The 22,578-nt window shown below is 69.8% G+C and carries 21 protein-coding genes and 2 tRNA genes; 18 read left to right on the top strand and 5 right to left on the bottom strand.

Features of this window, described 5'->3' with window-relative positions:
* The first annotated feature begins 41 nt into the window (after window positions 1-41).
* From ACIBK0_RS02150 to ACIBK0_RS02120, 7 genes are all read left to right on the top strand, one after another.
* A complete protein-coding gene (locus ACIBK0_RS02150) occupies window positions 42-2,138 on the top strand; it encodes a hypothetical protein (RefSeq protein ID WP_399074593.1) in 2,097 nt (698 codons plus the stop codon).
* A gap of 301 nt (window positions 2,139-2,439) precedes the next feature.
* Window positions 2,440-3,582: a glycosyltransferase family 2 protein gene (locus ACIBK0_RS02145; protein ID WP_399075120.1), complete on the top strand. Its 1,143-nt coding sequence runs from the start codon at window positions 2,440-2,442 to the stop codon at window positions 3,580-3,582.
* Between the two features lie 251 nt (window positions 3,583-3,833).
* A complete protein-coding gene (gene proB, locus ACIBK0_RS02140; RefSeq protein WP_399074591.1) occupies window positions 3,834-4,940 on the top strand; it encodes a glutamate 5-kinase in 1,107 nt (368 codons plus the stop codon).
* Between the two features lie 209 nt (window positions 4,941-5,149).
* Entirely contained in the window at window positions 5,150-5,680 is a 531-nt protein-coding gene (locus ACIBK0_RS02135; RefSeq protein WP_399074589.1) for a hypothetical protein, read from the top strand.
* Window positions 5,681-5,856: 176 nt separating this feature from the next.
* Window positions 5,857-7,143 (top strand): glutamate-5-semialdehyde dehydrogenase, encoded by a 1,287-nt coding sequence (locus ACIBK0_RS02130; RefSeq protein WP_399074588.1) that lies wholly within the window; start codon window positions 5,857-5,859, stop codon window positions 7,141-7,143.
* 126 nt (window positions 7,144-7,269) lie between these two features.
* Window positions 7,270-7,911 (top strand): hypothetical protein, encoded by a 642-nt coding sequence (locus ACIBK0_RS02125; RefSeq protein WP_399074586.1) that lies wholly within the window; start codon window positions 7,270-7,272, stop codon window positions 7,909-7,911.
* A gap of 113 nt (window positions 7,912-8,024) precedes the next feature.
* Window positions 8,025-9,092 (top strand): hypothetical protein, encoded by a 1,068-nt coding sequence (locus tag ACIBK0_RS02120; protein ID WP_399074584.1) that lies wholly within the window; start codon window positions 8,025-8,027, stop codon window positions 9,090-9,092.
* 62 nt (window positions 9,093-9,154) lie between these two features.
* Here the strand turns inward: ACIBK0_RS02120 and ACIBK0_RS02115 are convergent, their stop codons facing one another.
* Window positions 9,155-10,303: a M48 family metallopeptidase gene (locus ACIBK0_RS02115; RefSeq protein WP_399074582.1), complete on the bottom strand. Its 1,149-nt coding sequence runs from the start codon at window positions 10,301-10,303 to the stop codon at window positions 9,155-9,157.
* A gap of 103 nt (window positions 10,304-10,406) precedes the next feature.
* On the opposite strand from ACIBK0_RS02115, the gene ACIBK0_RS02110 reads away from it, so the two are divergent.
* The 7 genes from ACIBK0_RS02110 to ACIBK0_RS02080 all read left to right on the top strand — a co-directional run bounded on the left by ACIBK0_RS02110 (window position 10,407) and on the right by ACIBK0_RS02080 (window position 14,845).
* Entirely contained in the window at window positions 10,407-10,565 is a 159-nt protein-coding gene (locus ACIBK0_RS02110; RefSeq protein ID WP_189185108.1) for a hypothetical protein, read from the top strand.
* A gap of 154 nt (window positions 10,566-10,719) precedes the next feature.
* Window positions 10,720-10,881 carry a hypothetical protein gene (locus tag ACIBK0_RS02105; protein WP_327428662.1) on the top strand — a complete coding sequence of 54 codons (162 nt, stop codon included), beginning with the start codon at window positions 10,720-10,722 and terminating at the stop codon, window positions 10,879-10,881.
* Between the two features lie 237 nt (window positions 10,882-11,118).
* Window positions 11,119-11,685 carry a nicotinate-nucleotide adenylyltransferase gene (gene nadD / locus ACIBK0_RS02100; RefSeq protein ID WP_399075118.1) on the top strand — a complete coding sequence of 189 codons (567 nt, stop codon included), beginning with the start codon at window positions 11,119-11,121 and terminating at the stop codon, window positions 11,683-11,685.
* 16 nt (window positions 11,686-11,701) lie between these two features.
* Window positions 11,702-13,450: a LytR C-terminal domain-containing protein gene (locus tag ACIBK0_RS02095; RefSeq protein WP_399074580.1), complete on the top strand. Its 1,749-nt coding sequence runs from the start codon at window positions 11,702-11,704 to the stop codon at window positions 13,448-13,450.
* A gap of 112 nt (window positions 13,451-13,562) precedes the next feature.
* Window positions 13,563-14,006 (top strand): ribosome silencing factor, encoded by a 444-nt coding sequence (gene rsfS, locus ACIBK0_RS02090; protein ID WP_399074578.1) that lies wholly within the window; start codon window positions 13,563-13,565, stop codon window positions 14,004-14,006.
* Window positions 14,003-14,665, top strand: a complete 663-nt coding sequence (locus ACIBK0_RS02085) for a histidine phosphatase family protein (RefSeq protein WP_399074576.1) — start codon at window positions 14,003-14,005, stop codon at window positions 14,663-14,665. Before rsfS ends, ACIBK0_RS02085 begins: the two co-directional genes overlap by 4 nt.
* Before the next feature lie 107 nt (window positions 14,666-14,772).
* A tRNA-Ala gene (locus ACIBK0_RS02080) sits at window positions 14,773-14,845 on the top strand.
* Window positions 14,846-14,915: 70 nt separating this feature from the next.
* Here ACIBK0_RS02080 and ACIBK0_RS02075 read toward each other — a convergent pair.
* Window positions 14,916-15,806 carry a helix-turn-helix transcriptional regulator gene (locus ACIBK0_RS02075; RefSeq protein ID WP_399074574.1) on the bottom strand — a complete coding sequence of 297 codons (891 nt, stop codon included), beginning with the start codon at window positions 15,804-15,806 and terminating at the stop codon, window positions 14,916-14,918.
* Window positions 15,807-15,925: 119 nt separating this feature from the next.
* Here ACIBK0_RS02075 and ACIBK0_RS02070 point away from each other — a divergent pair, with 119 nt between their 5' ends.
* The 3 genes from ACIBK0_RS02070 (at window position 15,926) to ACIBK0_RS02060 (ending at window position 17,875) form a co-directional block, all read left to right on the top strand.
* Window positions 15,926-17,395, top strand: coding sequence for an MFS transporter (locus ACIBK0_RS02070; RefSeq protein WP_399074572.1), 1,470 nt, complete (start codon window positions 15,926-15,928; stop codon window positions 17,393-17,395).
* Window positions 17,396-17,464: 69 nt separating this feature from the next.
* Window positions 17,465-17,638, top strand: a complete 174-nt coding sequence (locus tag ACIBK0_RS02065; RefSeq protein ID WP_399074570.1) for a hypothetical protein — start codon at window positions 17,465-17,467, stop codon at window positions 17,636-17,638.
* A gap of 3 nt (window positions 17,639-17,641) precedes the next feature.
* Entirely contained in the window at window positions 17,642-17,875 is a 234-nt protein-coding gene (locus ACIBK0_RS02060; protein WP_010986886.1) for a hypothetical protein, read from the top strand.
* Here the strand turns inward: ACIBK0_RS02060 and ACIBK0_RS02055 are convergent.
* A complete protein-coding gene (locus tag ACIBK0_RS02055; RefSeq protein ID WP_399074568.1) occupies window positions 17,844-19,028 on the bottom strand; it encodes a glycosyltransferase 87 family protein in 1,185 nt (394 codons plus the stop codon). The two genes, ACIBK0_RS02060 and ACIBK0_RS02055, sit on opposite strands and share 32 nt — an antisense overlap.
* A gap of 147 nt (window positions 19,029-19,175) precedes the next feature.
* Between ACIBK0_RS02055 and ACIBK0_RS02050 the strand changes: the two genes are divergently transcribed.
* A tRNA-Ala gene (locus ACIBK0_RS02050) sits at window positions 19,176-19,248 on the top strand.
* 49 nt (window positions 19,249-19,297) lie between these two features.
* Here the strand turns inward: ACIBK0_RS02050 and ACIBK0_RS02045 are convergent.
* Window positions 19,298-20,917 carry an NADH-ubiquinone oxidoreductase-F iron-sulfur binding region domain-containing protein gene (locus tag ACIBK0_RS02045; protein WP_399074566.1) on the bottom strand — a complete coding sequence of 540 codons (1,620 nt, stop codon included), beginning with the start codon at window positions 20,915-20,917 and terminating at the stop codon, window positions 19,298-19,300.
* The gene (locus ACIBK0_RS02040; RefSeq protein ID WP_399074564.1) at window positions 20,918-22,228 is read right to left on the bottom strand and encodes a cytochrome b/b6 domain-containing protein; all 1,311 of its coding nucleotides are present in this window, start codon (window positions 22,226-22,228) and stop codon (window positions 20,918-20,920) included.
* Window positions 22,229-22,578 lie beyond the last annotated feature (350 nt).

Below are 22,578 nucleotides of genomic sequence, written 5' to 3'. Positions count from 1 at the left end.
AGTATCAAACCGGCACACACCCCTCAAGAGCAGGTTTCTCCGTGATTTCCACCGCTATTCGCGTTGCCCGGGTGGGTAGTGCGGCCGAGCTGGCTGCGGCGGCCCTCATGATGCTGGGCTTTCCCTGCCTGATGCTGGCCGCGCTCCTGCCGAGCGTCGCTGCCTTCGCGGCCGCGGCCGCCGTGACGTACCTGGCGGACCACTATCTGCACCGGCGTGGCAGCTATCTGATCAACCGCCTCAGCAAGGTGCGGGCCGGTCTGTCCATCAGGTTCCTCATCCGGCAGCTGCTCCTCGTGCTGCTGCTGGCGCGGCTGGACCTGTCCGGCAGCATGGTCTTCTACGCGGCCATCGCGTGCTTCCTGGCCTTCTACGGCTTCCAGGCCCCGCACGGCGCGCTGATCACGCTGATCCGGCTGCGTCGCAAGATGCCCGTCGCCACCCGCAATGTCGACCTGAGATCGCGCGTCCGCATCCCGGACGCACCCCCGCGCCGTCTGCTGCACCGGTCCGCCGAGAAGATGCTCCACCTCGACCTGGCGGCGGTCGTCGGCGTGCTCGTCGCCGGGGCGACCGACAACAACGTCTACGGCTTCGCGGGTGTCGCCCTCACGCTGGCGCTGGGCTTCGGCTACGTCGCCGTGCTCGTCCCGTTCGTCCGCGGCCGGAAGGTCCCGCCGAACGCGGAGCAGGTCCTGGCGGCGGTCGACGACTGGCTGCGCGAGTACCGCCCGGAGACGGTGCTCTACTTCTCGGGCTCCAAGGACTCGGCGTACCAGGTCAACATGTGGCTGGAGACGATGGAGCAGCTGGACACCAAGCCGCTGATCATCCTCCGCGAGCGCGCCATCCTGGAGCGCATGGCGCCGACCACCGTGCCGGTCATCTGCGTGCCCGGAGGGGTGCACCTGATGAACATGGACCTGTCCACGGTGCGGGTCGCGCTGTACGCGGCGAACGTCGGCAAGAACATCCACATGCTGCGTGTGCCGACCATCAAGCACGTCTTCATCGGCCACGGCGACAGCGACAAGCTCGCCAGCGTCAACCCGTACAGCAAGGTGTACGACGAGGTGTGGACCGCGGGCCGTGCGGGCCGCGACCGCTACGCCATCGCCGATGTCGGCGTCCGCGACGACGACATCGTGGAGGTCGGACGCCCGCAGCTCGCCCCGATCCAGTCCTGGCAGGGCGTGCCCGAGGGTCGTATCCCCACCATCCTGTACGCCCCCACGTGGGAGGGCTGGGACGACAACCCCGGCAACACCTCGATCCTGCTCGCGGGCGAGAACATCGTGAAGCGGCTGCTCGCCGCCGACCAGCCGGTCCGCGTCCTCTACAAGCCGCACCCGTTCACCGGCACCCGCAGCGCGCAGGCCAAGGCCGCGCACAAGCGGATCACCGGGCTGGTGGAGAAGGCGGCCGCCGAGCGTGTCGCCGATCCGCGCTTCGCCGCCGACGCCGCTGCGCAGAGCGCGGGCAAGGCCGAGTTGGCCCGCATCGAGGCCCGCATCGCCGAGCTGACCGGCGCCGCGGAGGCCGGCGACGACGCCGAGGCCACCCGTGACGGCATGGTCGACGCCGCCAAGCACGCCGAGATCGCCCGGCTGCGCGCCGAGTGGAACGACGCCTACTGGCGCTCGTTCGCCACCTGGGAGCACCGTGTCATCGCGGGCGCCGAGCCGCGCCTGTACGACTGCTTCAACGTCTCCGACGCGATGGTCTCGGACATCTCCAGCGTGGTCTCCGACTTCATCGCGAGCGGCAAGCCCTACGCGGTCACCGACTCCGCGGAGCTCGGTGTCGAGGAGTTCAAGCGGCAGAACACCGCGGTGCGCGCCGCCGTGATCCTGTCCAACTCGGCAGGCGAACTGGGCGAGTTGCTCGCCGCGGTGACCGACCCGGCCGCCGACGCGCAGGCCGCCGAACGCCAGGAGCTGAAGCGGTATCTGCTCGGCCCCGACAAGCCGACCTCGATCGACCAGTTCAACTCCGCGGTGCGGGAGCTGGCGCGGAAGGCCGAGCGGCGCAACCTGGGCCAGGAGAGCGGCACTTCGGCCGCCGCCGTGGACCTGGCGACCGCGTTGCCCGGCCAGCGGGTGACCGGCGACACGGACGGTGCGGCGGTCACGGGCTGACCGAGTCCGCGTGCGCACATGGGCATGGCCCCGAGGAGCACTCCTCGGGGCCATGCCCATTTCTTACGCTTCTCACGTTTTCTCTTACGTCCGTCTGCCAGGCTTCACTGTGAAGTCACCCATCGTTTCCTGTGAGCTGGGTCACGAAGTGAGCGGTTACGGGCAACCCGTACGTACTTTCAGTCGTCTTCAAGGTAGCGATTGAGGTGATAAGGGGGAAATGTTCCAGTGACACTTCCCGTAACAAGGGGGAAACGTGACGCAACCTGATGTGACAGTCATCATCGGGGCGTACGAAGCGATGCCGTACCTGGTCAAGTGCCTGGAATCCGTGGAGAACCAGACACTCGACGCGGCACGGATCGAGGTGATCGCGGTCGACGACGGGTCGACGGACGGCACGGGGGAGTATCTGGAGAAGTTCGCCGAGCGGTCGGCCATGCAGGTCACGGTGATCAGGCAGCCGAACTCGGGCGGCCCCAGCGGCCCGCGCAACGTCGGTCTCGGCAAGGCGCGTGGACGCTACGTCTTCTTCCTCGACGCCGACGACTACTTCGGCCCCGAGGCGCTGGAGCGCATGGTCTCGATGGCCGACGAGCAGGGCACGGACGTGGTGCTCGGCAAGGTCGTCGGGGTCAACAGGAACGCTCCGAAGTCGATGTGGGGCAAGGACCGGCCCCGTACCGACGTCTTCTCCTCGAACATCAAGTTCACGCTCAGCGCGCAGAAGCTCTTCCGCCGCGAGCTGCTCACGCAGCACGGCATGTGCTTCGACGAGTCGCTGCAGACCGGCGAGGACGCCCTGTTCACGATGGAGGCCTACCTCCGCGCCGACGGCGTCTCCGTGATCGCCGACTACGAGTGCTACTACCTGGTCGGGCGCGACGACGGCAAGCATGTGACCAAGAGCGGCGGTTACGCCCTGCGCTTCGACTCCGCCGGCGCTCTGATGAGCCTGATCGCCGAGCACGTGCCCGCCGGTCCGCGGCGCGACGCGCTCATGATCCGCCCCTTACTCATCACCCTGCTCCCGCAGTTCGGTCCCGGATTCCTCAAGCAGAGCGAGAAGATCCGGCGCCACAAACTCGAGCTGGCCAAGCCCTTGTTGGACGCCTACTGGCACGAGGGCGTCGCCTCGCGCTTCAAGGTCCACGAGCGGCTGCGCCTGCACCTCGTGGCCCAGGGCCGGGGCGATCTCCTTGTCGACGTACTGGAATTCATCAAGGCGAAGAAGGCCCCGGAGGTCCTGCTGGAGTCCCGCGGCCGCAAGGCCTTCCTGGCCTACCCGCACTTCCGCGACCCGGCCGCCGGCATCCCGGACAGCTGCTATGTCCCGACGACCCGCGAGACGGTCACCATCGAAGGCTTCAGGCCGCGCACCAGGCGCTTCCCGCGACTGCGGCGGGTGGCCCGGCGGGTGTTGAGGGCGCTGCGCGCGGCGTGAGCCGTACATCCACGCGGTCGGCGTTCGGCCGTCGGCGGTCGCGTCCGGGGACTGGACCGGCGGGCATCGGCCCGCCCTCTTCGCGTAGATTGCCGGGCGGGGCACCCGGATCGACGCGAGGGGACACACAGCAGGTGGCAGGGGCGAGGCAGAACGTGACGCAGGCCGACACGAGTGCCGTGGCGCAGGCCGATACGAGTGCTGTGGCAGAGGCCGACACTGGTGCTGTGACGCAAGCTCACAGAAATGCCGTGGCGCAGGCGCACCGGATCGTCGTCAAGGTCGGCTCCTCCTCGCTGACCACTGCGTCCGGCGGCCTCGACGCGGACCGGGTCGACGCCCTGGTCGACGTCCTCGCCAAGGCCCGCAGCGGCGGCGAGAAGGAGATCGTCCTCGTCTCGTCCGGCGCCATCGCCGCGGGGCTCGCGCCGCTGGGGCTGCGCCGCCGCCCCAAGGATCTCGCCCGGCAGCAGGCCGCCGCCAGCGTCGGCCAGGGCCTCCTGGTCGCCCGCTACACCGCCTCCTGCGCCCGCTACGGCATCCGCGTCGGACAGGTGCTCCTCACCTCCGACGACACCAGCCGCCGCGCCCACCACCGCAACGCCTCCCGCACCCTCGACAAGCTCCTCGCGATGGGTGCCCTGCCGGTCGTCAACGAGAACGACACCGTTGCCACGGACGAGATCCGCTTCGGTGACAACGACCGGCTCGCCGCGCTCGTCGCCCATCTCGTACGGGCCGATCTGCTCGTCCTGCTCTCCGATGTGGACGGCGTGTACGACGGCGACCCCAGCAAGCCCGGTACCTCGCGGATAGCGGAAGTACGTGGGCCTGCTGACCTCGACGGCGTCGACGTCGGCAGCGCGGGCAAGGCGGGCGTCGGCACCGGCGGCATGGTCACCAAGATCGAGGCGGCCCGGATCGCCGCCGCGGCGGGCATTCCAGTAGTGCTGACCAGCACTATCCACGCCGCCGACGCCTTCGCGGGCCGGGACACCGGCACCTACTTCCATCCCACCGGCAAGCGGTCCGCCGACCGGCTGCTGTGGCTTCAGCACGCCTCCACCCCGCAGGGCGCGCTCACACTGGACGACGGGGCCGTGCGCGCGGTGGTCGAGCGGCGCAAGTCGCTGCTGCCGGCCGGCATCGCGGCCGTCGAGGGCGAGTTCACCGCGGGCGACCCGGTCGAGCTGCGCGACAGCACGGGCCGGGCGGTCGCGCGAGGTCTGGTGAACTTCGACGCCAAGGAGATTCCGCAGCTCATCGGCCGTTCGACCAGGGAACTGGCTCGCGAGCTGGGCCCCGCGTACGAGCGTGAGGTCGTACACAGGGACGACCTCGTACTGCTGAATCCGTAAGACAGCCGTTCTGCCGCGTCCGTGAGCTCGTACGACAGGCGTTCTGGGCACCCGCAAAACAGCTGTCCACTACACCCGTAAACGGCCGATTCCCCCGCCCTCAGTGGGGGACGTTCCGTAAAACCGCCACGCGACGGCTCCCCACCTGCTCAACTTTGGGGCAGGGAGACCCCGGTATTCGGCACGACCATTGCGTAAAGGAGGCCGTCGTGAGACGAGTGCGCCCCGAGGCGGCGGCGTCCCGCGGTGGTGCCGCCTCCCGTGCGGGTGGCGCCGCTTCCCGTGCAGGAGGTGCCACGTCCCGTGCGGGTGCTGCCGCTTCCCGTGCGGCGGGCGAGGAACGGGCCCTGACGAGCGTCGCGGCCGGTGACACATACAAGGGCGAGGAACCGGCGGACCAGCCCCGGCTGTGGCACGTCACCCTCAGCGTCTCGGGCGATGAGGCCCCTCTGAAGGAGGTCAGGCGCGGTCTCGAACAGCTCGCCCACGACCACCCGTTTCTGCTGACCAGCCGTTACGCCAACGACCACGCGGAGATCCGCTACTGGGAAGAGGCCCGCGATCTGCACGATGCGGCGGCGGTCGCCCTGCGTCTGTGGGGCGAGCACCGCCAGACCGCCAAGCTCCCGCCGTGGGAGATCGTCGGCCTGGAGGTCATCGACCGCGAGACGTACCACCAGCGGATCGCGGAGGGCTACGGACCGCTGCCGGCGACGCCCGTCGGAGTGCACCCCTTCTGAGTCGGCGTCCGGCTCCACGTCGAAGTGCGCCCCCCTCAGTCCACGCGCGAGCTCACGTCGGAGATCGCGCGCTTGAGTCCGCGTCCGGGCTCACGTCGGAGTTCGCCCTTTTTGGGCTCGTCTCGCGGTGTGGGATAGCCGGTGGACCCGCTCGCCGGGCGCACTACCCTTCCCTCATGACCACGCTCTCGCCGTACGACTCGATGTCCCCGGTCACCCAGGCCGCCTATCGCGCGAAGGCCGCCGCCGCAGACCTGGCGCCCCTGCCCCGGGCCGAGAAGGACGACGCGCTGCTCGCGATCGCGGACGCGCTGGAGGTCCGTACCAGCGAGATCGTCGCCGCCAACGCCAAGGACATCGCGCGCGCCCGTGAGGCCGGGACCAGCGAGACCGTCATCGACCGGCTCACGCTCACGCCCGAGCGCGTGCGCGCGATCGCCTCCGACGTCCGCGACGTGGTGGCGCTTCCCGACCCGGTCGGCGAGATCGTCCGCGGCTCCACCCTCCCGAACGGTATCGACCTGCGCCAGGTCCGCGTGCCGCTCGGTGTCGTCGGCATCATCTACGAGGCCCGCCCGAACGTGACGGTCGACGCCGCCGCGCTCTGCCTGAAGTCCGGAAACGCGGTGCTGCTGCGTGGCTCGTCGTCCGCGTACGAGTCGAACACGGCGCTCGTACGGGTCCTGCGCGACGCCGTGGGCGGCGCCGGGCTGCCCGCCGACGCCGTCCAGCTCGTGCCCGGCGAGGGCCGCGAGTCCGTCCGCGAGCTGATGCGCGCCCGCGGCCTCGTCGACGTGCTCATCCCGCGCGGCGGTGCCTCGCTGATCCGCACGGTCGTCCAGGAGTCCACCGTCCCGGTCATCGAGACCGGCACCGGCAACTGCCACGTCTACGTCGACGCGAACGCCGACCTCGACATGGCGATCGACATCCTGATCAACTCCAAGGCCCAGCGGCCCAGTGTCTGCAACGCCGCCGAGACGCTCCTGGTCCACCAGGACATCGCCGCGCAGTTCCTGCCGCGCGCCCTGGACGCCCTCGCGGACGCCGGGGTCACCGTGCACGCCGACGAGCGCGTCCTCGCCTACGCCAAGGACTCCAAGGCCACCGTCGTCGAGGCGACCCCCGAGGACTGGGAGGCGGAGTACCTCTCGTACGACATCGCCGCCGCTGTCGTCGACTCGCTCGACAGGGCCGTCGAGCACATCCGGCTGTGGACCTCGGGCCACACCGAGGCCATCGTCACCACATCGCAGCAGGCCGCCCGCCGCTTCACCCAACTGGTCGATTCCACGACGGTCGCCGTGAACGCGTCGACCCGCTTCACCGACGGCGGCCAGTTCGGCTTCGGCGCCGAGATCGGCATCTCCACGCAGAAGCTGCACGCGCGGGGGCCGATGGGGCTGCCGGAGCTCACGAGCACGAAGTACATCGTCACGGGGGACGGGCACATTCGGCGCTGAGGCGCCGGTGCAGGGACGGTCGGCGCGCGCGCCGGAGCCGGGGGCGCGCGGCGTGCGGTGGACGGCCCGCGCTCCGCGCGAGACGCGTCTCGTCAGGTGGATGAATTTCCATACCGTCTGCCCAAAATGACCCCCCAGGTCTACTCTGGATCCGTGCCGGAGGACGTGGGGGGCACGCCGTTCCCTGACGGCTGGGAGCCCGACGACGACCGCGACCGCGGGGGTGCGGACGAAGAGTTCGCCTCCGTGGTCTTCGACGAGGACTTCGTACGGGCAGCGGTGATTCACGAGCCGACCGCTGTGGAGAGACTCCTGGCAGCCGCCCAGGCCCGCGCGGAGGCCTCCGAGGCCGAGGGGCGCCGGGCGCACGCCCGGGGTGCCCGCGGCGACGACGAGCGCTACGAGGACGGCTTCGGGCCCGACGACCGTGGCGATTTCGGCCACGATCCCGAATGGGACGATCTGGACGACACCGAGGTCCTGGAAGGCCGCTACGGCGCACCGGGGACGTACGGCAGGGCCTACGGGAAACAGACTCGCTGGCACCGCCCCGTCGCCTGGATCCTCGCCCTCGTGATGGGCATCGGCATGGTCGCGCTGGCCTTCACGGCGGTCTACCGGGGGGCGTCCTCAGGCCGTCAGGAACAGGTCCCGCCGCCCGCCTCGACAGGCCTGGAGCATGGCCAGGACAAGGTCACCGGCACCGGTCCCTCCGCATCGGCCGACTACTCCCAGCCAGCGGTGTCGGCGGTCCCCCGGACACCCTGACACCAACGCTGCCGACGACCCTTCGAACACCGTGACGATCCTGGTGAGAACCTGTCAGAACTTGTCGTGTACCAGGGCGTTTACCTGAGCTCCGGGAGACCTACTCTGAATATATGGGCGGGCCTGGAGACCCACCTGAGGGGACACCCGAGGGTGCTCCCGCTGGTGGAGAGGACGAGTACCGATCCGTCGTCTTCGACGAGTCGTTCGTCCGCGCTGCCCGCCTCCAGGAATTCTCGGCCCAGGAGCGCATGGCCGACCACGCCCCGGCCGTACGCCGCCGCCCATCCCTCCAGCGCGGGCTGTCGCGGCAGGCGCTGATCCTCGTCCTGCTGATCGCCCTAGCCTTCGGCACCGCGATCTACATGGGTGTACGCCATCCGTACCAGGCCCCCACCGCCCAGCCCCCCGAGCCCCTGCGGATGACGGTCATACCCCTGGCCCCGCAGACCGCCGTGCCCGGCTCCACGAGCGCCGACGAGTTGTACGCGCACAGCCCGGCCGCCCAGTTCCGCATCGGCGCCGAGGGCGTCACGCTGCCCGCCTCTCGGCGCACCGCGCACTTCTCCGACAGCCAGGTCGTCACCGCCCTGACCACCGCCAAGGACTACCTCGTCGAGTCCTCCCTCGACCCGGACGTGCTCACCGGCGGTGCCACCCGGCCGGTGCGGATACTGCTCGACCCGCAGCAGCTCGACCAGTTCGACCAGAGCATCGACCGGCCGATCGCGGACGGGCGGCACGCGCCCACCGGCTGGCTGGTCCGCTTCGACGCGGCCCAGGTCCAGCTCGCCGACAAGAAGATCCGTGTGCAGGGCACCCTCCAGGCCGCCGAGTTCGACTCGACCACCCTTGAGGTCATCGCCGACCACACCTTCGTCTACGCGCTGAAGCCGACGGGCTCGGACGCGAAGGCGAAGGCCTCGCTGTTCACCGTCCGGCGCGAGCTGCACTTCCGCTTCGACCGCGACGACCTGCGCATGCACCAGGCCGAGCTGGTCGTCTCCTACGTCCAGGCCGGGCCGCTCGCCTGTTCCGAGGACTCCGTCAACCACCTTCGCCCGCTGCTCGCGGGACAGACCGCGAAGGCGGGCGGCCCGGCCGGCACCGACCCGTACGCCACCGGCAGTGCGACGGCGCTGTGCGGGTCGCTGGCGACGAGCGCGCAGCCGAAGCTGTAGCCGTTACCGGCGGCGTCTCCGGCGGCGCGGCCCGTTTCGGGCCGCCCTTGGCCGGTTCCAGGTCAGCCGTCGCCGTTGGGGCTTTCATCGTCCGGGTGCGCGTCGGTGTCCCGCGGCGGCGCGTCCTTCGGTGAGCCGGACGTGTCCTTGCTGGAGCCGCTGCCGCCGCCGCTCGCGAAGCCGCCGAAGCCGCGTCGCACCCGTCCCCCGAGGTCTCCCGCACCGCCGGCGATGTCGGTGACCAGCTTCATCAGCGGGTCCTTGGAGTTCTTCACGTCGCTGGCGTAGCTGGCCGCCGACTGCCGGAAGGAGTCCGAGACCGAGGTGTCCTTGTCCTCGTGGCGCCGAGAGTAGTGACCGTCCATGATCCGCTGGAAGTCGCGGGACTCGGCCCACTTCTTCAGCTCGCCCGCGCGGACGGTGGTGAAGGGGTGGGTGCGGGGGAGGGTGTTGAGGATCTTGAGCACCGAGTCGCGCAGGTCGCCCCCGGCCTCGTACTCCTCTGCCTGGGCGAGGAACGCGTCCACGTTCATCTCGTGCAGGTGATTGCCTCCGGCGAGCTTCATCAGGCCGCGCATCGAGGCCTGCAGGTCCTGGCCGACCAGGAGCCCGGCGCGGTCCGCGGACAGCTCCGACTTGCGGAACCACTCGCGCAGCGCGGTGACGATCGCCATGATCGCGAGGTTCCCGAGCGGGATCCAGGCGACCCGGAGCGCGAGGTTGGTGAGGAAGAGCAATATCGTGCGGTAGACCGCGTGGCCGGAGAGCGCGTGGCCGACCTCGTGGCCGACGACCGCCCGCATCTCCTCCTCGTCCAGCAGTTCGACGAGCCCCGTCGTCACGACGATGATCGGCTCGTCCAGACCGATGCACATCGCGTTCGGCTGCGGGTCCTGGGTGACATACATCGGCGGGACCTTCTCCAGGTCCAGGATGTAACACGCGTCCCGCAGCATGTCGTTGAGGTGCGCGAACTGGGCGTCCGAGACGCGCACCGAATCGGACAGGAACAGCAGCCGCAGGCTGCGTTCGGGCAGCAGACCGCTGAGCACCTTGAAGACCGTGTCGAAGCCGCTGAGCTTGCGCAGGGCCACCAGGGCCGAGCGGTCCGCGGGGTGTTCGTACGCCCGAGAGGAGATCCCCTCGAAGCGCCTGCGCTGCCTGCTCGGCACGTTCTCGTGCCCGTTCTGCTCGTGGCCGTCGTCGGACATGTGTTCCCCCATGTGCGTCTGAGTGCCCTATGTGCCCCCAAGGCAGAGCCCAGCCTAGGCGGAGATACCGTGGACGGGCAGTACAGAGAAGGAGTCGTACGCCATGGAGCACATCCCCGCAGCCGCCTGGCTCACCGAAGCCGCGAACGCGGCAGACAAGCAGGGCCCGGGCAATCTGCTCCGTGTCGTGCTGATCGTGATGGTCGTCGGAGTGGCTCTGACCGCCTGGTTCCTGCTGCGGGGGTACAAGCGGGACGACTGAGCGCCACGTCATGGAGGAGGCCGCGACAGCCGGCACAGGGGTGTGCGCGGCAACCGGCGTCCCCAACGGCGGAGTCGGGGTGATCGTGGCGGAGGCGCCCGCATACGATGGGCCGACGTCTTTATCCCGCCCACACCGGATAGGTCCTGCCGAGATGAGCTTCCACAGCACCGCTGCACAGTTGGTCACCGTCGCTGCCGAGGGCGAGAACGGCGGCAACCATGAGAGCCTCAGCCCGTTCCTGACCGGCGGCGGGGCGCTCTTCATCCTGCTTCTGCTGCTGTGGATCACCACGCGCTTCAACCGGGACCGCTGAGCCCTTTCGGGGCCGCTCGGGGCCCCTGTCGGCCGGAGCCCGTCGGCCGGGCCGGTAGGGTCTGCACGCATGGGAGAGCAGGACATGCCTACCGGTCCGGCGAGTGACACGGAGAGCGGCGCCGCCGGCGCCGCCACGGGTGGCGCGAACGGCGCGGCCGACGACAGCGCGGCGAAGCGCCTGACGACCGGCCCCGGAAACGGCCCCACGAATCCGGGCAAGCGCCGCCTCGGCGTCATGGGCGGAACCTTCGACCCGATCCACCACGGGCACCTCGTGGCGGCCAGCGAGGTCGCCGCGCAGTTCCACCTCGACGAGGTGGTGTTCGTGCCGACCGGCCAGCCGTGGCAGAAGACCGACCGCAAGGTCACCCCGGCCGAGGACCGCTATCTGATGACGGTCATCGCGACCGCCGAGAACCCCCAGTTCTCGGTGAGCCGCATCGACATCGACCGCGGCGGCCCGACCTACACCACGGACACCCTGCGCGACCTGAAGGCACTCAACCCCGACACCGACCTCTTCTTCATCACGGGCGCCGACGCGCTCGGCCAGATCCTCACCTGGCGGTACACGGAACAACTGTTCTCCCTCGCGCACTTCATCGGGGTCACCCGGCCCGGCCACCCGCTGACCGATCCTGGGCTTCCCGAGGGCGGTGTCTCGCTCGTCGAGGTTCCCGCGCTCGCCATCTCGTCCACAGACTGCCGTGCGAGAGTGGCCAAGGGCGATCCCGTCTGGTATCTGGTGCCGGACGGTGTGGTGCGCTACATCGACAAGCGCGAGCTGTACCGCGGCGAGTGAGCCGAGAGGGGCACCGGTGAACGACCGATACGACGGATACGCGGGCGGCGACCAGTACGAGCTCGTCGGCTACGACGAGTTCGGGCAGCCTGTGTACGGACAGGTGCCGCAGCAGCCTCCCCAGGGGTACGACCCCTATGGCGCCCAGCCGCAGGGCTACGGCTACGACCCGTATGCGACCGGTCAGCAGCAGCCGGTGCAGCCGTACGACACGGGCCAGCACCCTCCTGTGTCGCCCTATGACACCGGTCAGCAGCCGCCCGTCCCCTCGTACGACCCTTACGGCACCGGCACCGGCACCGGCGCGCCCGGCGCCGCCGGGACCACCTCGCCCGGGTACGACCGCTACGGGCAGTCCGCGGGCCCGGCCGGCACCGCGAGTACCGGTCAGCAGCCCCGAGTCGCCGAGCAGACCGCCTACATCCCGCAGCAGGCCGGACCAGCCAAGGGCGGCGAACCCCGGGGCGGTCGGGCCGACCGGGACTACCGCACCGAGCAGTTCGCCTTCGTCGAGGAGCAGGAGGACAACTCCGAAGACGTCATCGACTGGCTGAAGTTCACCGAGAACCGCACCGAGCGCCGCGAGGAGGCCCGGCGCCGCACCCGCAGCAGGGTCGTCACCCTGGTCGTGGTGCTCGCCCTGGTCGCGGTCGGCGGCGTCGGCTATCTCTGGTACGCGGGCAAGCTGCCCGGCACGTCCTCGAAGGGCAAGTCCGCTACGACGGCCGCCGTGGGTGCTCAGAAGCGTGATGTGATCGTCGTCCACCTGCACAACACCAACGGTGGCGGCACCTCCACCGCGCTGCTCGTCGACAACACCACCACCAAGCAGGGCACCACGGTTCTGCTGCCCAACACCCTTGCCCTGACGGGCGACGACGGCTCGACGACCACGCTCGCCAAGTCCGTCGACGACGACGGCTCCTCCGGGACCCAGGACGCGATCGACACGGTGCTCGGGACCAACATCCAGGGCACCTGGCGCCTCGACACCCCCTACCTCAACAACCTGGTCGAGCTCGTCGGCAACATCGACATCACCACCAACGCCGATGTGCCGGACCCCGGTTCGAAGAAGAAGGGCGAGTCGCCCCTCGTGAAGAAGGGCGAGGAGCAGACCCTCAGCGGCAAGATGGCCGTCGCCTACGCCACCTACCGGGCCTCCGGCGAGTCCCAGAACGCGCAGCTGGAGCGGTTCGGACAGGTCATGCAGGGTGTGCTGCGCAAGCTGTCCTCCGACAAGCAGGCGGCGACCACCACCGTCCAGACCCTGGCGCAGATCCTCGATCCGTCCCTGACCGACCAGGACCTCGGCGCCTTCCTCGCCAAGCTCGCCGACCTTGCCAAGGGCGGCGACTACAAGACCGCGCTGCTGCCCGTGCAGCAGGACGGCACCCTGAGCGACAGCGCCTCCGACAGCGTGGTCAAGGACGTGCTCGGCGGTACCGCGAAGAGCCCCGACGCCGGCGCCGCCGTCCGCGTCGGCATCAGGAACGCCACCGGCAACAAGGCCGCCGCCGCGCAGGCCCGTGTCGTCCTGGTCAACGGCGGTTACACCTTCCTCGACTCCGGCACCGCCACTGCCGTCCAGAGTGTGTCCCTGGTCACATATGCCGACGCCGCCAAGAAGAACGACGCCGTCGAGGTCGCCAAGACCCTGGGGCTGCCCACGAGCAGCGTGAAGAAGGGCAAGGCCACGTCCAACGCGGACGTGTCCGTGGTCCTGGGCCAGGACTACAAGGCGAGCAGCGGCTCGACGGGGTGACGGACGCCACGTCCCGGGAGCGCCCGGGGCGGGGCTGAAGAAACGCGTGGGGTGTCGTCGGCGGTCCGTGAGACCCTGGAGTCATTACTGACCGCCGACGGAAAGCCGCGTAGTGACCGCCACGGACCGCTCCATCGAGCTCATCAACACCGCCGCACAGGCGGCCGCAGACAAGCTCGCGCACGACATCATCGCCTACGACGTCAGCGACGTGCTCTCCATCACCGACGCCTTCCTGCTGGCGTCCGCGCCCAATGACCGCCAGGTCAAGTCGATCGTCGACGAGATCGAGGAGCGGCTGAGCAAGGAGCTCGGCGCCAAGCCGGTGCGCCGCGAGGGCGACCGCGAGGCCCGCTGGGTCCTGCTCGACTACGTCGACATCGTGGTGCACGTGCAGCACAGCGAGGAGCGTGTCTTCTACGCTCTGGAGCGGCTGTGGAAGGACTGCCCGGAGCTGGACCTGCCCGCCGACGCCAAGGCCACCCGCGGCAAGGCGGCCGAGCACGCCAAGCTCCAGGCCGAGGAGGACTCCGCCGAACTGGGGGAGCTGCGGTGAGCGCCGAAGCCGGGAGGAAGCCGGGCCGGGGCCGCCGCATCATCCTCTGGCGGCACGGCCAGACCTCCTGGAATGTGGAGCGCCGCTTCCAGGGCTCCACGGACGTCGAGCTCACCGAGACCGGGGTGGGCCAGGCCCGCCGCGCCGCCCGGCTGCTCGCCTCGCTGAAGCCCGACGCGATCGTCGCCTCGGACCTCCAGCGCGCCGCGAACACGGCCGACGAGCTGTCCGCCCTCACCGGCCTCGACGTCACCCACGACGAGAGCCTGCGGGAGACCTACGCGGGCGTCTGGCAGGGGCTGACGCACGAGGAGATCATCGCCCGGTACGGCGACCAGTACTCCGCCTGGAAGCGGGGCGAGCCGGTACGCCGAGGCGGTGGCGAACTGGAGACGGAGGTCGCCGACCGCGCCGCCCCCGTGGTGCTGCGGCACGCCGAGAAGCTCCCCGAGGACGGCACCCTCGTCGTGGTCAGCCACGGCGGCACGATCCGCACCACCATCGGCCGCCTCCTCGGCCTGGAGTCCCAGCACTGGGAGAGCCTCGGCGGCCTCTCCAACTGCTGCTGGTCCGTCCTCGGTGAGGGCGCCCGCGGCTGGCGCCTCCTCGAGCACAACGCCGGCACGCTGCCGGAGCCGGTGCTCGGCGACGACGACTGAGCGGCCCCCTGTCCGGTCCCGCGGGCCCGTCGGGACCGGATTTCACTTTCCGGCTGGTCGCAGGCTAAAGTTCTTCTTGTTCGCCCCGCCGGGCGGGAAGAACACGAGGGGCTATAGCTCAGTTGGTAGAGCGCCTGCATGGCATGCAGGAGGTCAGGAGTTCAATTCTCCTTAGCTCCACAGATTGACTCTCTTTTGAGTTGTCAAAGAACAGTGGTGAAGATCCCGTTCCCATCAGGGGCGGGATTTTTCATGTCCCCGTCCCTATCGCCTCGGCACCCAAGGAGTGTGACGGCGGCCACAACACCTCCCGACGATCCCGCAACGCGGCCAGCCTTCTCCTCGCCTCCTCGTCTTCCGGTGTGTAGGCCACGATCCGGCACTCCGGCATGCCGTTGATCGACAGCGACACCGAGGTCATGTGCAGTTCGCCCACAGCCTCGTGCCGGAACGTCTTCACACGCGGTCCCGGCGGCACGACATCGCCTCCCGACCACAGCTCCGCGAAGTACGGACTGGCGGCCGAGAGCCTGCGTATGAACTCCTCCCAGGCGGGCTCGCCGACATGTCTTCCGTACGACGACCGCATGGTCGCCACCATCAACGGCAGCTCGCTGTCCCGGAACACGACCGGGCAGTTCGGTTCGGGCACGGTGAACAGCGTCCACAGCGCGTTGGGAACGCCGATGTGGAGCGTCTGCGGCACGAAGAACACGTCGCGGTAAGAGGGGTTGGTGGCCAGGATGTCGTACCGCGAGTTGTAGACCGCTGCCGGACGCGGGTCGAGGGCGTCGATGATGCCCTGGATCTCCTCGCCCACGGTCTGCACGGGGCCCTCGCGTTCGGGCTCGTAGGGCACCTCGGCCAAGTGATAGAGATGCTCGCGCTCGGGCTGGTCGAGGCGCAGCGTGCGCGCCACTGCATCCAGCACCTGCGCGGACGCGTTGATCGGGCGCCCCTGCTCGAGCCATGTGTACCAGGTGACGCCGACCCCGGAGAGTTGTGCGACCTCCTCGCGGCGCAGCCCCGGCGTACGGCGCCGTAAGCCCGGTGGCATCCCCACATCGGCCGGTGTCACCCGCGCCCGCCTGCTGCGCAGGAAAGCGGCCAGCTCCGGCCTGCGACGCTGTGTCGTGTTCATCGGCCTCACTTCCCCCGTCACTCATCGTCCGTGCCGAACCCGTCCGCTGCCAGGTGCTGTCAGTACCAGCATCGGCGGGCTCTCGTTACCCGTATCCAGCCGCCGTCACGCTCGACGGCATGACGACGACAACCCCCGCGGGAACAGGTCCCGCACGCGATCCAAGTCCTGAGACCAGTAAAGACCCCGGCACTGACAACCGGCCCGGACGCCTGCTCGCGGTCGTGCTCGCGGCCCAGTTCATGGCATTGCTCGACGTCTTCATCGTGAACGTCGCGGTGCCCACGATCGGTTCCGAACTCCACGCGTCCGGCGCCGGACTGCAGCTGGTGGTCGCCGGATACTCCATCTCGTACGCCGTGCTGCTGATCACCGGAGCACGACTGGGCGACCGGCTGGGCCACCGAGGGGTCCATCTGGCCGGGCTCGCGCTGTTCACCGCCGCCTCGCTGGCCTGCGGACTCGCCCAGGGAACAGGGGAGTTGATCGCCTTCCGGCTGATCCAGGGCGCCGGATCAGCTGTGATGATCCCGCAGGTGCTCAGCCTGATCCAGCGCAACATCACCGGCGAGGCACGGGCCCGCGCCCTCGGCGCCTACGCGGCGGTCCTCGCCACCGGCGCCGCGGCCGGACAGGTGTTGGGCGGCGTTCTGGTCAGCGCCGACCTGTTCGGCACCGGCTGGCGGCCGGTGTTCCTGGTCAACGTGCCCGTGGGCGTCGTACTCCTGGCCGTCGGCAGCCGTGTGCTGCCGCGGGACGACGTATCGGCCCTTGAGCGCTCGCGCGGCCTCGACCTGCCCGGGCTCGTGCTGTTGGCCGCCGCCGTCTCCCTCTTCACCGTGCCACTCGTGCTCGGGCAGGAGGAGGAGTGGCCGCTGTGGTCCTGGCTGTCACTGGGAGCGGCCGCGGCGTTCTTCGCCCTGTTCTGTCTGTACGAGTCCCGGCTGGCCCGGCGCGGCGGGGTGCCGCTGATCGCGCCGAGGGTGCTGCGCCACCCGGGCATCGGCCTCGCCGTGTTCCGGCTCCTGGCCGTGATGGCGGTCAACGCGGGCTTTCTGTTCGCACTCACCCTGCACATCCAGGGCGGCCTCGGCTACAGCGCGCTGCGTGCGGGACTCACCTTCGCGCCCACCGCGGCGGTCTTCGGTCTGGTCGGCCTGACCTGGCGGAACTGGCCCGCTTCCTGGCAGCGCGGGCTGATACCGACCGGGTTCGCGCTCGCGGCCGTCTCGGTTGCGGGGGTCGGTGGCGTACTGAAGGACGGGGGCGACGGGGGCCTGTGGCTGTATGTGGCGTTCGCGGGTGTCGGTGCCGGGCTCGCGCTCGGCTTCAGCCCCACGCTCACCAGGGCTCTGGCCACGGTGCGGCCCGAGGACGCGGCGGACGCCAGCGGACTGCTCGCGACGGTCACCCAACTCGGTCAGCTGATCGGTGTCGCGGCCTTCGGCACACTCTTCCTGAACCGGCTTGAGTCACTTGGGCCCCCCGGGGCGTATACCTCTGCGGACGCGCTCCTCGCGTGCACATATGCGCTGGCCGCGACGGCCACGTTGGGTGCCGTGTCCGGACTGGTACGAAGGCGTCGCTGACCGTATTGCTCCGGCCGTGGCAGAATCAAACGGCCGGAAGGGGGCGCGGCCCGACGGGAGGGAGAAGCGATGCCTGCGAGCATCCTCGAGGAGGTCGACATTCTCCTCGAAGTGGCACTGACGCGGAAAAAAGCCACTCTTCTCAACTGCCCTTCCTGCGGATCGGTCCACGTCGCCCAGGTCCTCGGTGACAACGGTGGGATCTCCTACGTGTGCACGGCCTGCGGCCACAGCTGGAGCTGATCGATGGGTGCACACAGGCGGAAGTGCGATTGGTGCGGCAGTGGTACGCCGATCGTCCGCGACATGGAACCGGTCAACCACGACTACCAGTACTGGTGCGAGGAGTGCGCGCGGGCGCTGATCATAAAAGGCGACCCGATCGAGACGTACCGCGAGCTCGAGGGCGAGCCGATCTATGGCCGGCTCCTCGACGAGCACTGCACGCTCAAGCGGTTCTACTCGTTCGCCACAGCCTGAACCCGATGAGGGCCAGGAAGGCGAAACCGGTCCCTACGTAGAGGGCGGACAGCGTCAACTCGGAGCCATCTTGGTGCAGTTCGAGTCTGCCCGGCCCGTGCGGCACCCACCACAGCGCGTACGTGCAAAAGGCCAGGGCCGTGCAGACGGCAGCCGTCCGCCGCGTCATCGCGAGGACCAGCACCATCGGCAGGCACCACACCCAGTGATGCGACCACGACACCGGACTCACCAACAGCGCTGTCACCGCGCAGGAGGTCGCCCCCCAGGCGCGCCGCCCACGCAGCTCGGCGGCCACGGCGATCGCGAGGCCCCCGACGCCCGCCAGGGCCGCCGTCGCACCCCACCAGACGCCGGGATCCGTGGTGTGCAGCAGCCGGGCCAGGACACCGCGCAGCGACTGGTTCGCGGTGTCCTCGACGAGCCCGACCCGGCCCGCCGCGAAGACCATGCGGGTCCAAAAGCGCCACGAGTCGTACGGCAGGATGGCCGCCGCCAGCAGCGTCGCCCCGGCGAACGCGGTTGCGGCCCCCCGCGCGTGCCGCAACCACGGCCCACCGGACCCCCGCCTTGTATGCTCCACGACACCGGTGACCAGCAGAAACACCGCGAAGAGCGCGGGCGTCAGCTTGATCGCCGCTGCGATCCCGATGCCCACTCCGGCACATCGGTGCCCGGGACGTCGTGACAGGTCCCACAGCACCAGCACGGCGAGCAGCAGATTGATCTGGCCGTACCGCAGCGTCGTCCACACCGGCTCGCACCACACGGCGGCCGCGGCGACCCACCAGACGTACTCCACGCGCGTGTGGCCGACGAGTCGCAGTGAGAGGGAGACGAACACCACAAGAAGAGCCAGGTTTCCGGCTGTCGCCAGGGTCCGCATGGCCGCCGTGTCCAGCAGTGTCAGCGGTGTGAACAGGAGCGCCGCGAACGGCGGGTAGGTGGTGGGCAGATGGGCCTCGGTCGTGCGCAGTGCGTAGAGGTCGCCACCCGCGCGGACGGTCTCGCCCTCCGCGCGGTACACCATCAGGTCGATCATCGACACGTGTGCGGCCCGCTGAGCGCACCAGAAGACCGCGAAGGACAGCAGGCATACACCCAGAGCGACGGGCGCACGGCGGCGGACACGAGGGAGCGCGATCACGGTCACGAAGGCCGACACTATCCCGCATGTCCGTATTGTCCGCGCGGGACGGAAACGATTTGGTGGTGCACCCGGAGGACCGTGTAATGTTGGCGTCGCCGCCGGGGAAACCGGGCGACACGGCAAATATGCGGCTCCGCCGCGTGGCCGCGAGGGGCTATAGCTCAGTTGGTAGAGCGCCTGCATGGCATGCAGGAGGTCAGGAGTTCAATTCTCCTTAGCTCCACAGACGTTGAGAGCGGGCCACCCGATCAGGGTGGCCCGCTTCTTCGTGTTCAGCGGCCGCTGCCGAGCGCCCGGCGGCCGCGACCCTGGGAGAGGACCGGCAGGTTGTTGCGCGCCGGCGCGGAGGACCGGGTGTCCTCCTCGATGCGCAGCGCGAGCGCCGGGCAGCGACGCACGGCACGCAGGGCCTTCGCCTCCGCATACCGGGGCACCGGCGCCTGCGCGACGGTCGGGAAGCCGTCGGCACCCAGCTCGAAAACCTCCGGAAGGATGTCCGCGCACAGTCCGTGACCCCGGCACAGCGTCCAGTCGACGTAGATCTTCTGACGGCTGGGGCCGGCCTCCGGCTGCCCCTGGCCGCCCGGGATGCCTGTAGGGGCCTGGCCGCCCTCGAAGAGCGGCAGAACGCCCTCCACGGGCCTTCCGCAGCCGTTGCCGAGGACGTGCGCGGCCAGGTCGTCCGTGAACGCCTTGATGGTCGACTCGATGAACATCGCCGAGCCGTCCGGGTGCGAGCAGGCGCCGCGCCGCTTCACGGCCTTGGCGACCTGCTTCACGGCCTCCAGGGCCGCCGGGCCGCCGCCATTGAGGATGTCCTCCAGGCCGCGCGCCGCGGCGGGCAGACCCAGGTAGCAGGGCCCGCACTGTCCGGCGCTCTCCTCGGCCAGCCACTGCGCCACGCGCAGTGACTCGCCCAGCGGGCACGTCTGCTGGCTGATCGGGAGGATCGCGCCCGCGCCGAGCGCGCCGCCCACGGCGTCCAGGGAGTTGCGCGAGACGATCGCCTCGTTGAGCGCCGCCGCGTCCAGCCACTTGCCGTGGTATCCGCCGGTGAGTACGCCCTGGGGCATGGGCGGGGCGCCGGCGAGCTGGAGCACGTAGCGCAGCGGCACGCCGGTCGGGACCTCGATCACCATGGGACGGGCGACCGCGCCGGAGACGGTGAGCATGACGGTGCCGGGCTCGTCGTACAGGCCCGTGTTGCGGTAGCGGTCGGGGCCGATGCGCGCGGCGATGGCCAGCTGGGCGAACGTCTCGGCGTTGGACAGCAGCGTGGGCGCGCCGCCGACGCCGCTCTGCGACGCGCTGATCTTGCGGCCGGGCGGGATCGCCGGGCCGCCGTCGATGGACCGGATCAGTGAGGCGGCCGCTCCGGTCACCATGCGCACCGGATTGCGCTGCACGCGCGCGCGTAGGGGTGATCCGCGCCGGTTGCTCAGCCCGCGCTCGGCCAGCGCGGCTTCCATCGAGGCCTGCGTGGACGCACGTGTCACTCCGATGACCAGGGTGCGAGCACCCATGGCCTCCGCGGCCAGCAGGGCGCCGTCCAGGATGAGGTGCGGGGCACGGTTGATGAGCACCGTGTCCTTGCGGCAGGCGGGTTCGTCCTCGCTTCCGTTGACGACCACCACGGGGCGAATGCCCTTCTGGATGGCCGACTCTGCTACCGAGCGCAGCTTCTTGGCGAAGGGGAAGCCCGCCCCGCCGCGACCCTTCAGAGAGATCGCCTCGGCGAGGCCCGCGAGCTGCTCACCGCCCATGGGTTCGAGCGGCCCGTGCACCTTGAGGTGCATGGGTAGATCCAGTCGTTCAACCAGGTCGAAGCCCGACGTGAGCTGCGGAAGCCCGACGACGCGGACCTCCGGGACGTCGGGCAGGGCCTCGTTCACTTAAAAGCCTCCGGAAGGGGCGTTCCATGGTTCACCGGAGCCAGGAGCGTCGAAGGCGCCCGGCAGTACGTCAGTCGTGGGACCGCTGTCGTACGTGTCGTTGGTGTTGTACGTGCCGTAGGCGGGGTTCGTCTCACCGGTGTCGTACACATCACTCGTGCCGTAGGCATTGGCGGCCGAATTGTCATAGACCGGGATGTTGTACCCCGTGTCGTTGAGCGGGTCGTACGCCGACTGAGGCGCCTCGCCGACGGGGGGAGGGGAGGGGATGGGCCAGCTTCCGGACGTGCTGCTGCCGTCGACACGCGGGAACGACTCGGTGGGCTGCATGTCCATCGGCATCTGGAAGCGCTCGGTCGGGGTGGCGCCGAAGCTGTCTGCGCCTGACGCCCCGCCGGACACCGCCCGGTAGGCGGCCGCGAAGCCGGGCATGCTGCCCGTGGTTGCCGGGTCGGGCGCGGCCTCGTACAGCGACGAAGGGGACTGGGTGCGCTGCGGGGGCACGAACGAGTCGCCCATGGACTGAGCCTGGGCGGAGCGCGCGGCGAAGCCCGGCAGCGGGGAGTCCGCGGCGGCGGCACGGGATGCCTCCAGATCCTCGCGGGCGCGGGCGCCAGGGCTGTTGTTCTCCCCGATGATCGCCAGAATCCGGTCGGCGACCTTGCGCTTGACCGGGCCGGAGGCCGAGCGAAGTGCCAGGGCGCCCATCACGGCGACCAGGCAGAGGCTGTAGAGCACCGTGACGTACGTCTTCGCGGGGCGTCCCGCGTACAGGCCGTGCACCAGGGCGGAGCACCAGGCCGGATACGCCAGCATGTGCACGGCCCGCCAGCGTGCCGCGACCGGCGCGGGGGACGCGAAAGCGCTGCGCAGCGCGCCGGTGATGGCCGTGAAGATCATGAGCAGGCCGGCCAGGGAGCCGAATCCGATGAGGCCGTTGGTGCCCGTGAGGCCGAGCCCGAAGGGGATCAGTGCGGCGACCAGAGTGGTGTGGTCGAGGGCCAGCTTGACCGTGATGTGCAGCAGGAGGAAGGCGACCGAGGAGACGGCGGTCGTCCTGTGCACGGCCTGGGCGACCAGCCGCTGACGCGTGTTGAGGAACAGCCGGTCGGTGGCGACGAGGCCCCACACCACGGAGCAGGTGAGGGCGACCAGCGACAGCACGCCGGCGCCGAAGTTGAGGAAGTCGCGCAGGCCGTCGCCTCCGACCAGCACGACCATGGGTATGAGCAACAAGGCGGCAGCCGTCAGTGCCCCATAGGCCGAGCGGCCCGGTCGGGGTAGCGAGCTGTTGTTGCGACGAGGGTTCATGGGGGGGGTACTCCCAACGGTTCGGGGAAGCGGTCCCGAAGCCGCACTCTAGGTCGAGCCATACCGATGAGTACGAGGTTTGAGTTATTGCGTTGTTACCAAAGGGCAATGAGCTCTTTGTGTTGTCCCTTAGCGTCCGTTACGCGAAGTAACTTTTGAATATTGTTCAGCTTTACTGGTGATCGTGCGGCGCTCGGAGGGGTGGCACGGCGTGCCGAACGGTCCCCGGCAAGCTCGTCGCGGCGCCCGCGGGGGCTGCGGTACCCTGACGCCATGCGTGCCGTACGCCTTCTGCTTAGCGAGCCGCGCTGATCAGTCCCGACCGCTGAAGAATCGTGGCCGGAATCGGC

The sequence above is a fragment of the Streptomyces sp. NPDC050564 genome, from assembly GCF_044457265.1.
Lineage (GTDB): Bacteria > Actinomycetota > Actinomycetes > Streptomycetales > Streptomycetaceae > Streptomyces.
The sequence above is the reverse complement of the archived record's forward strand: the minus strand, read 5'-3'. Positions and strand labels throughout refer to the sequence as shown.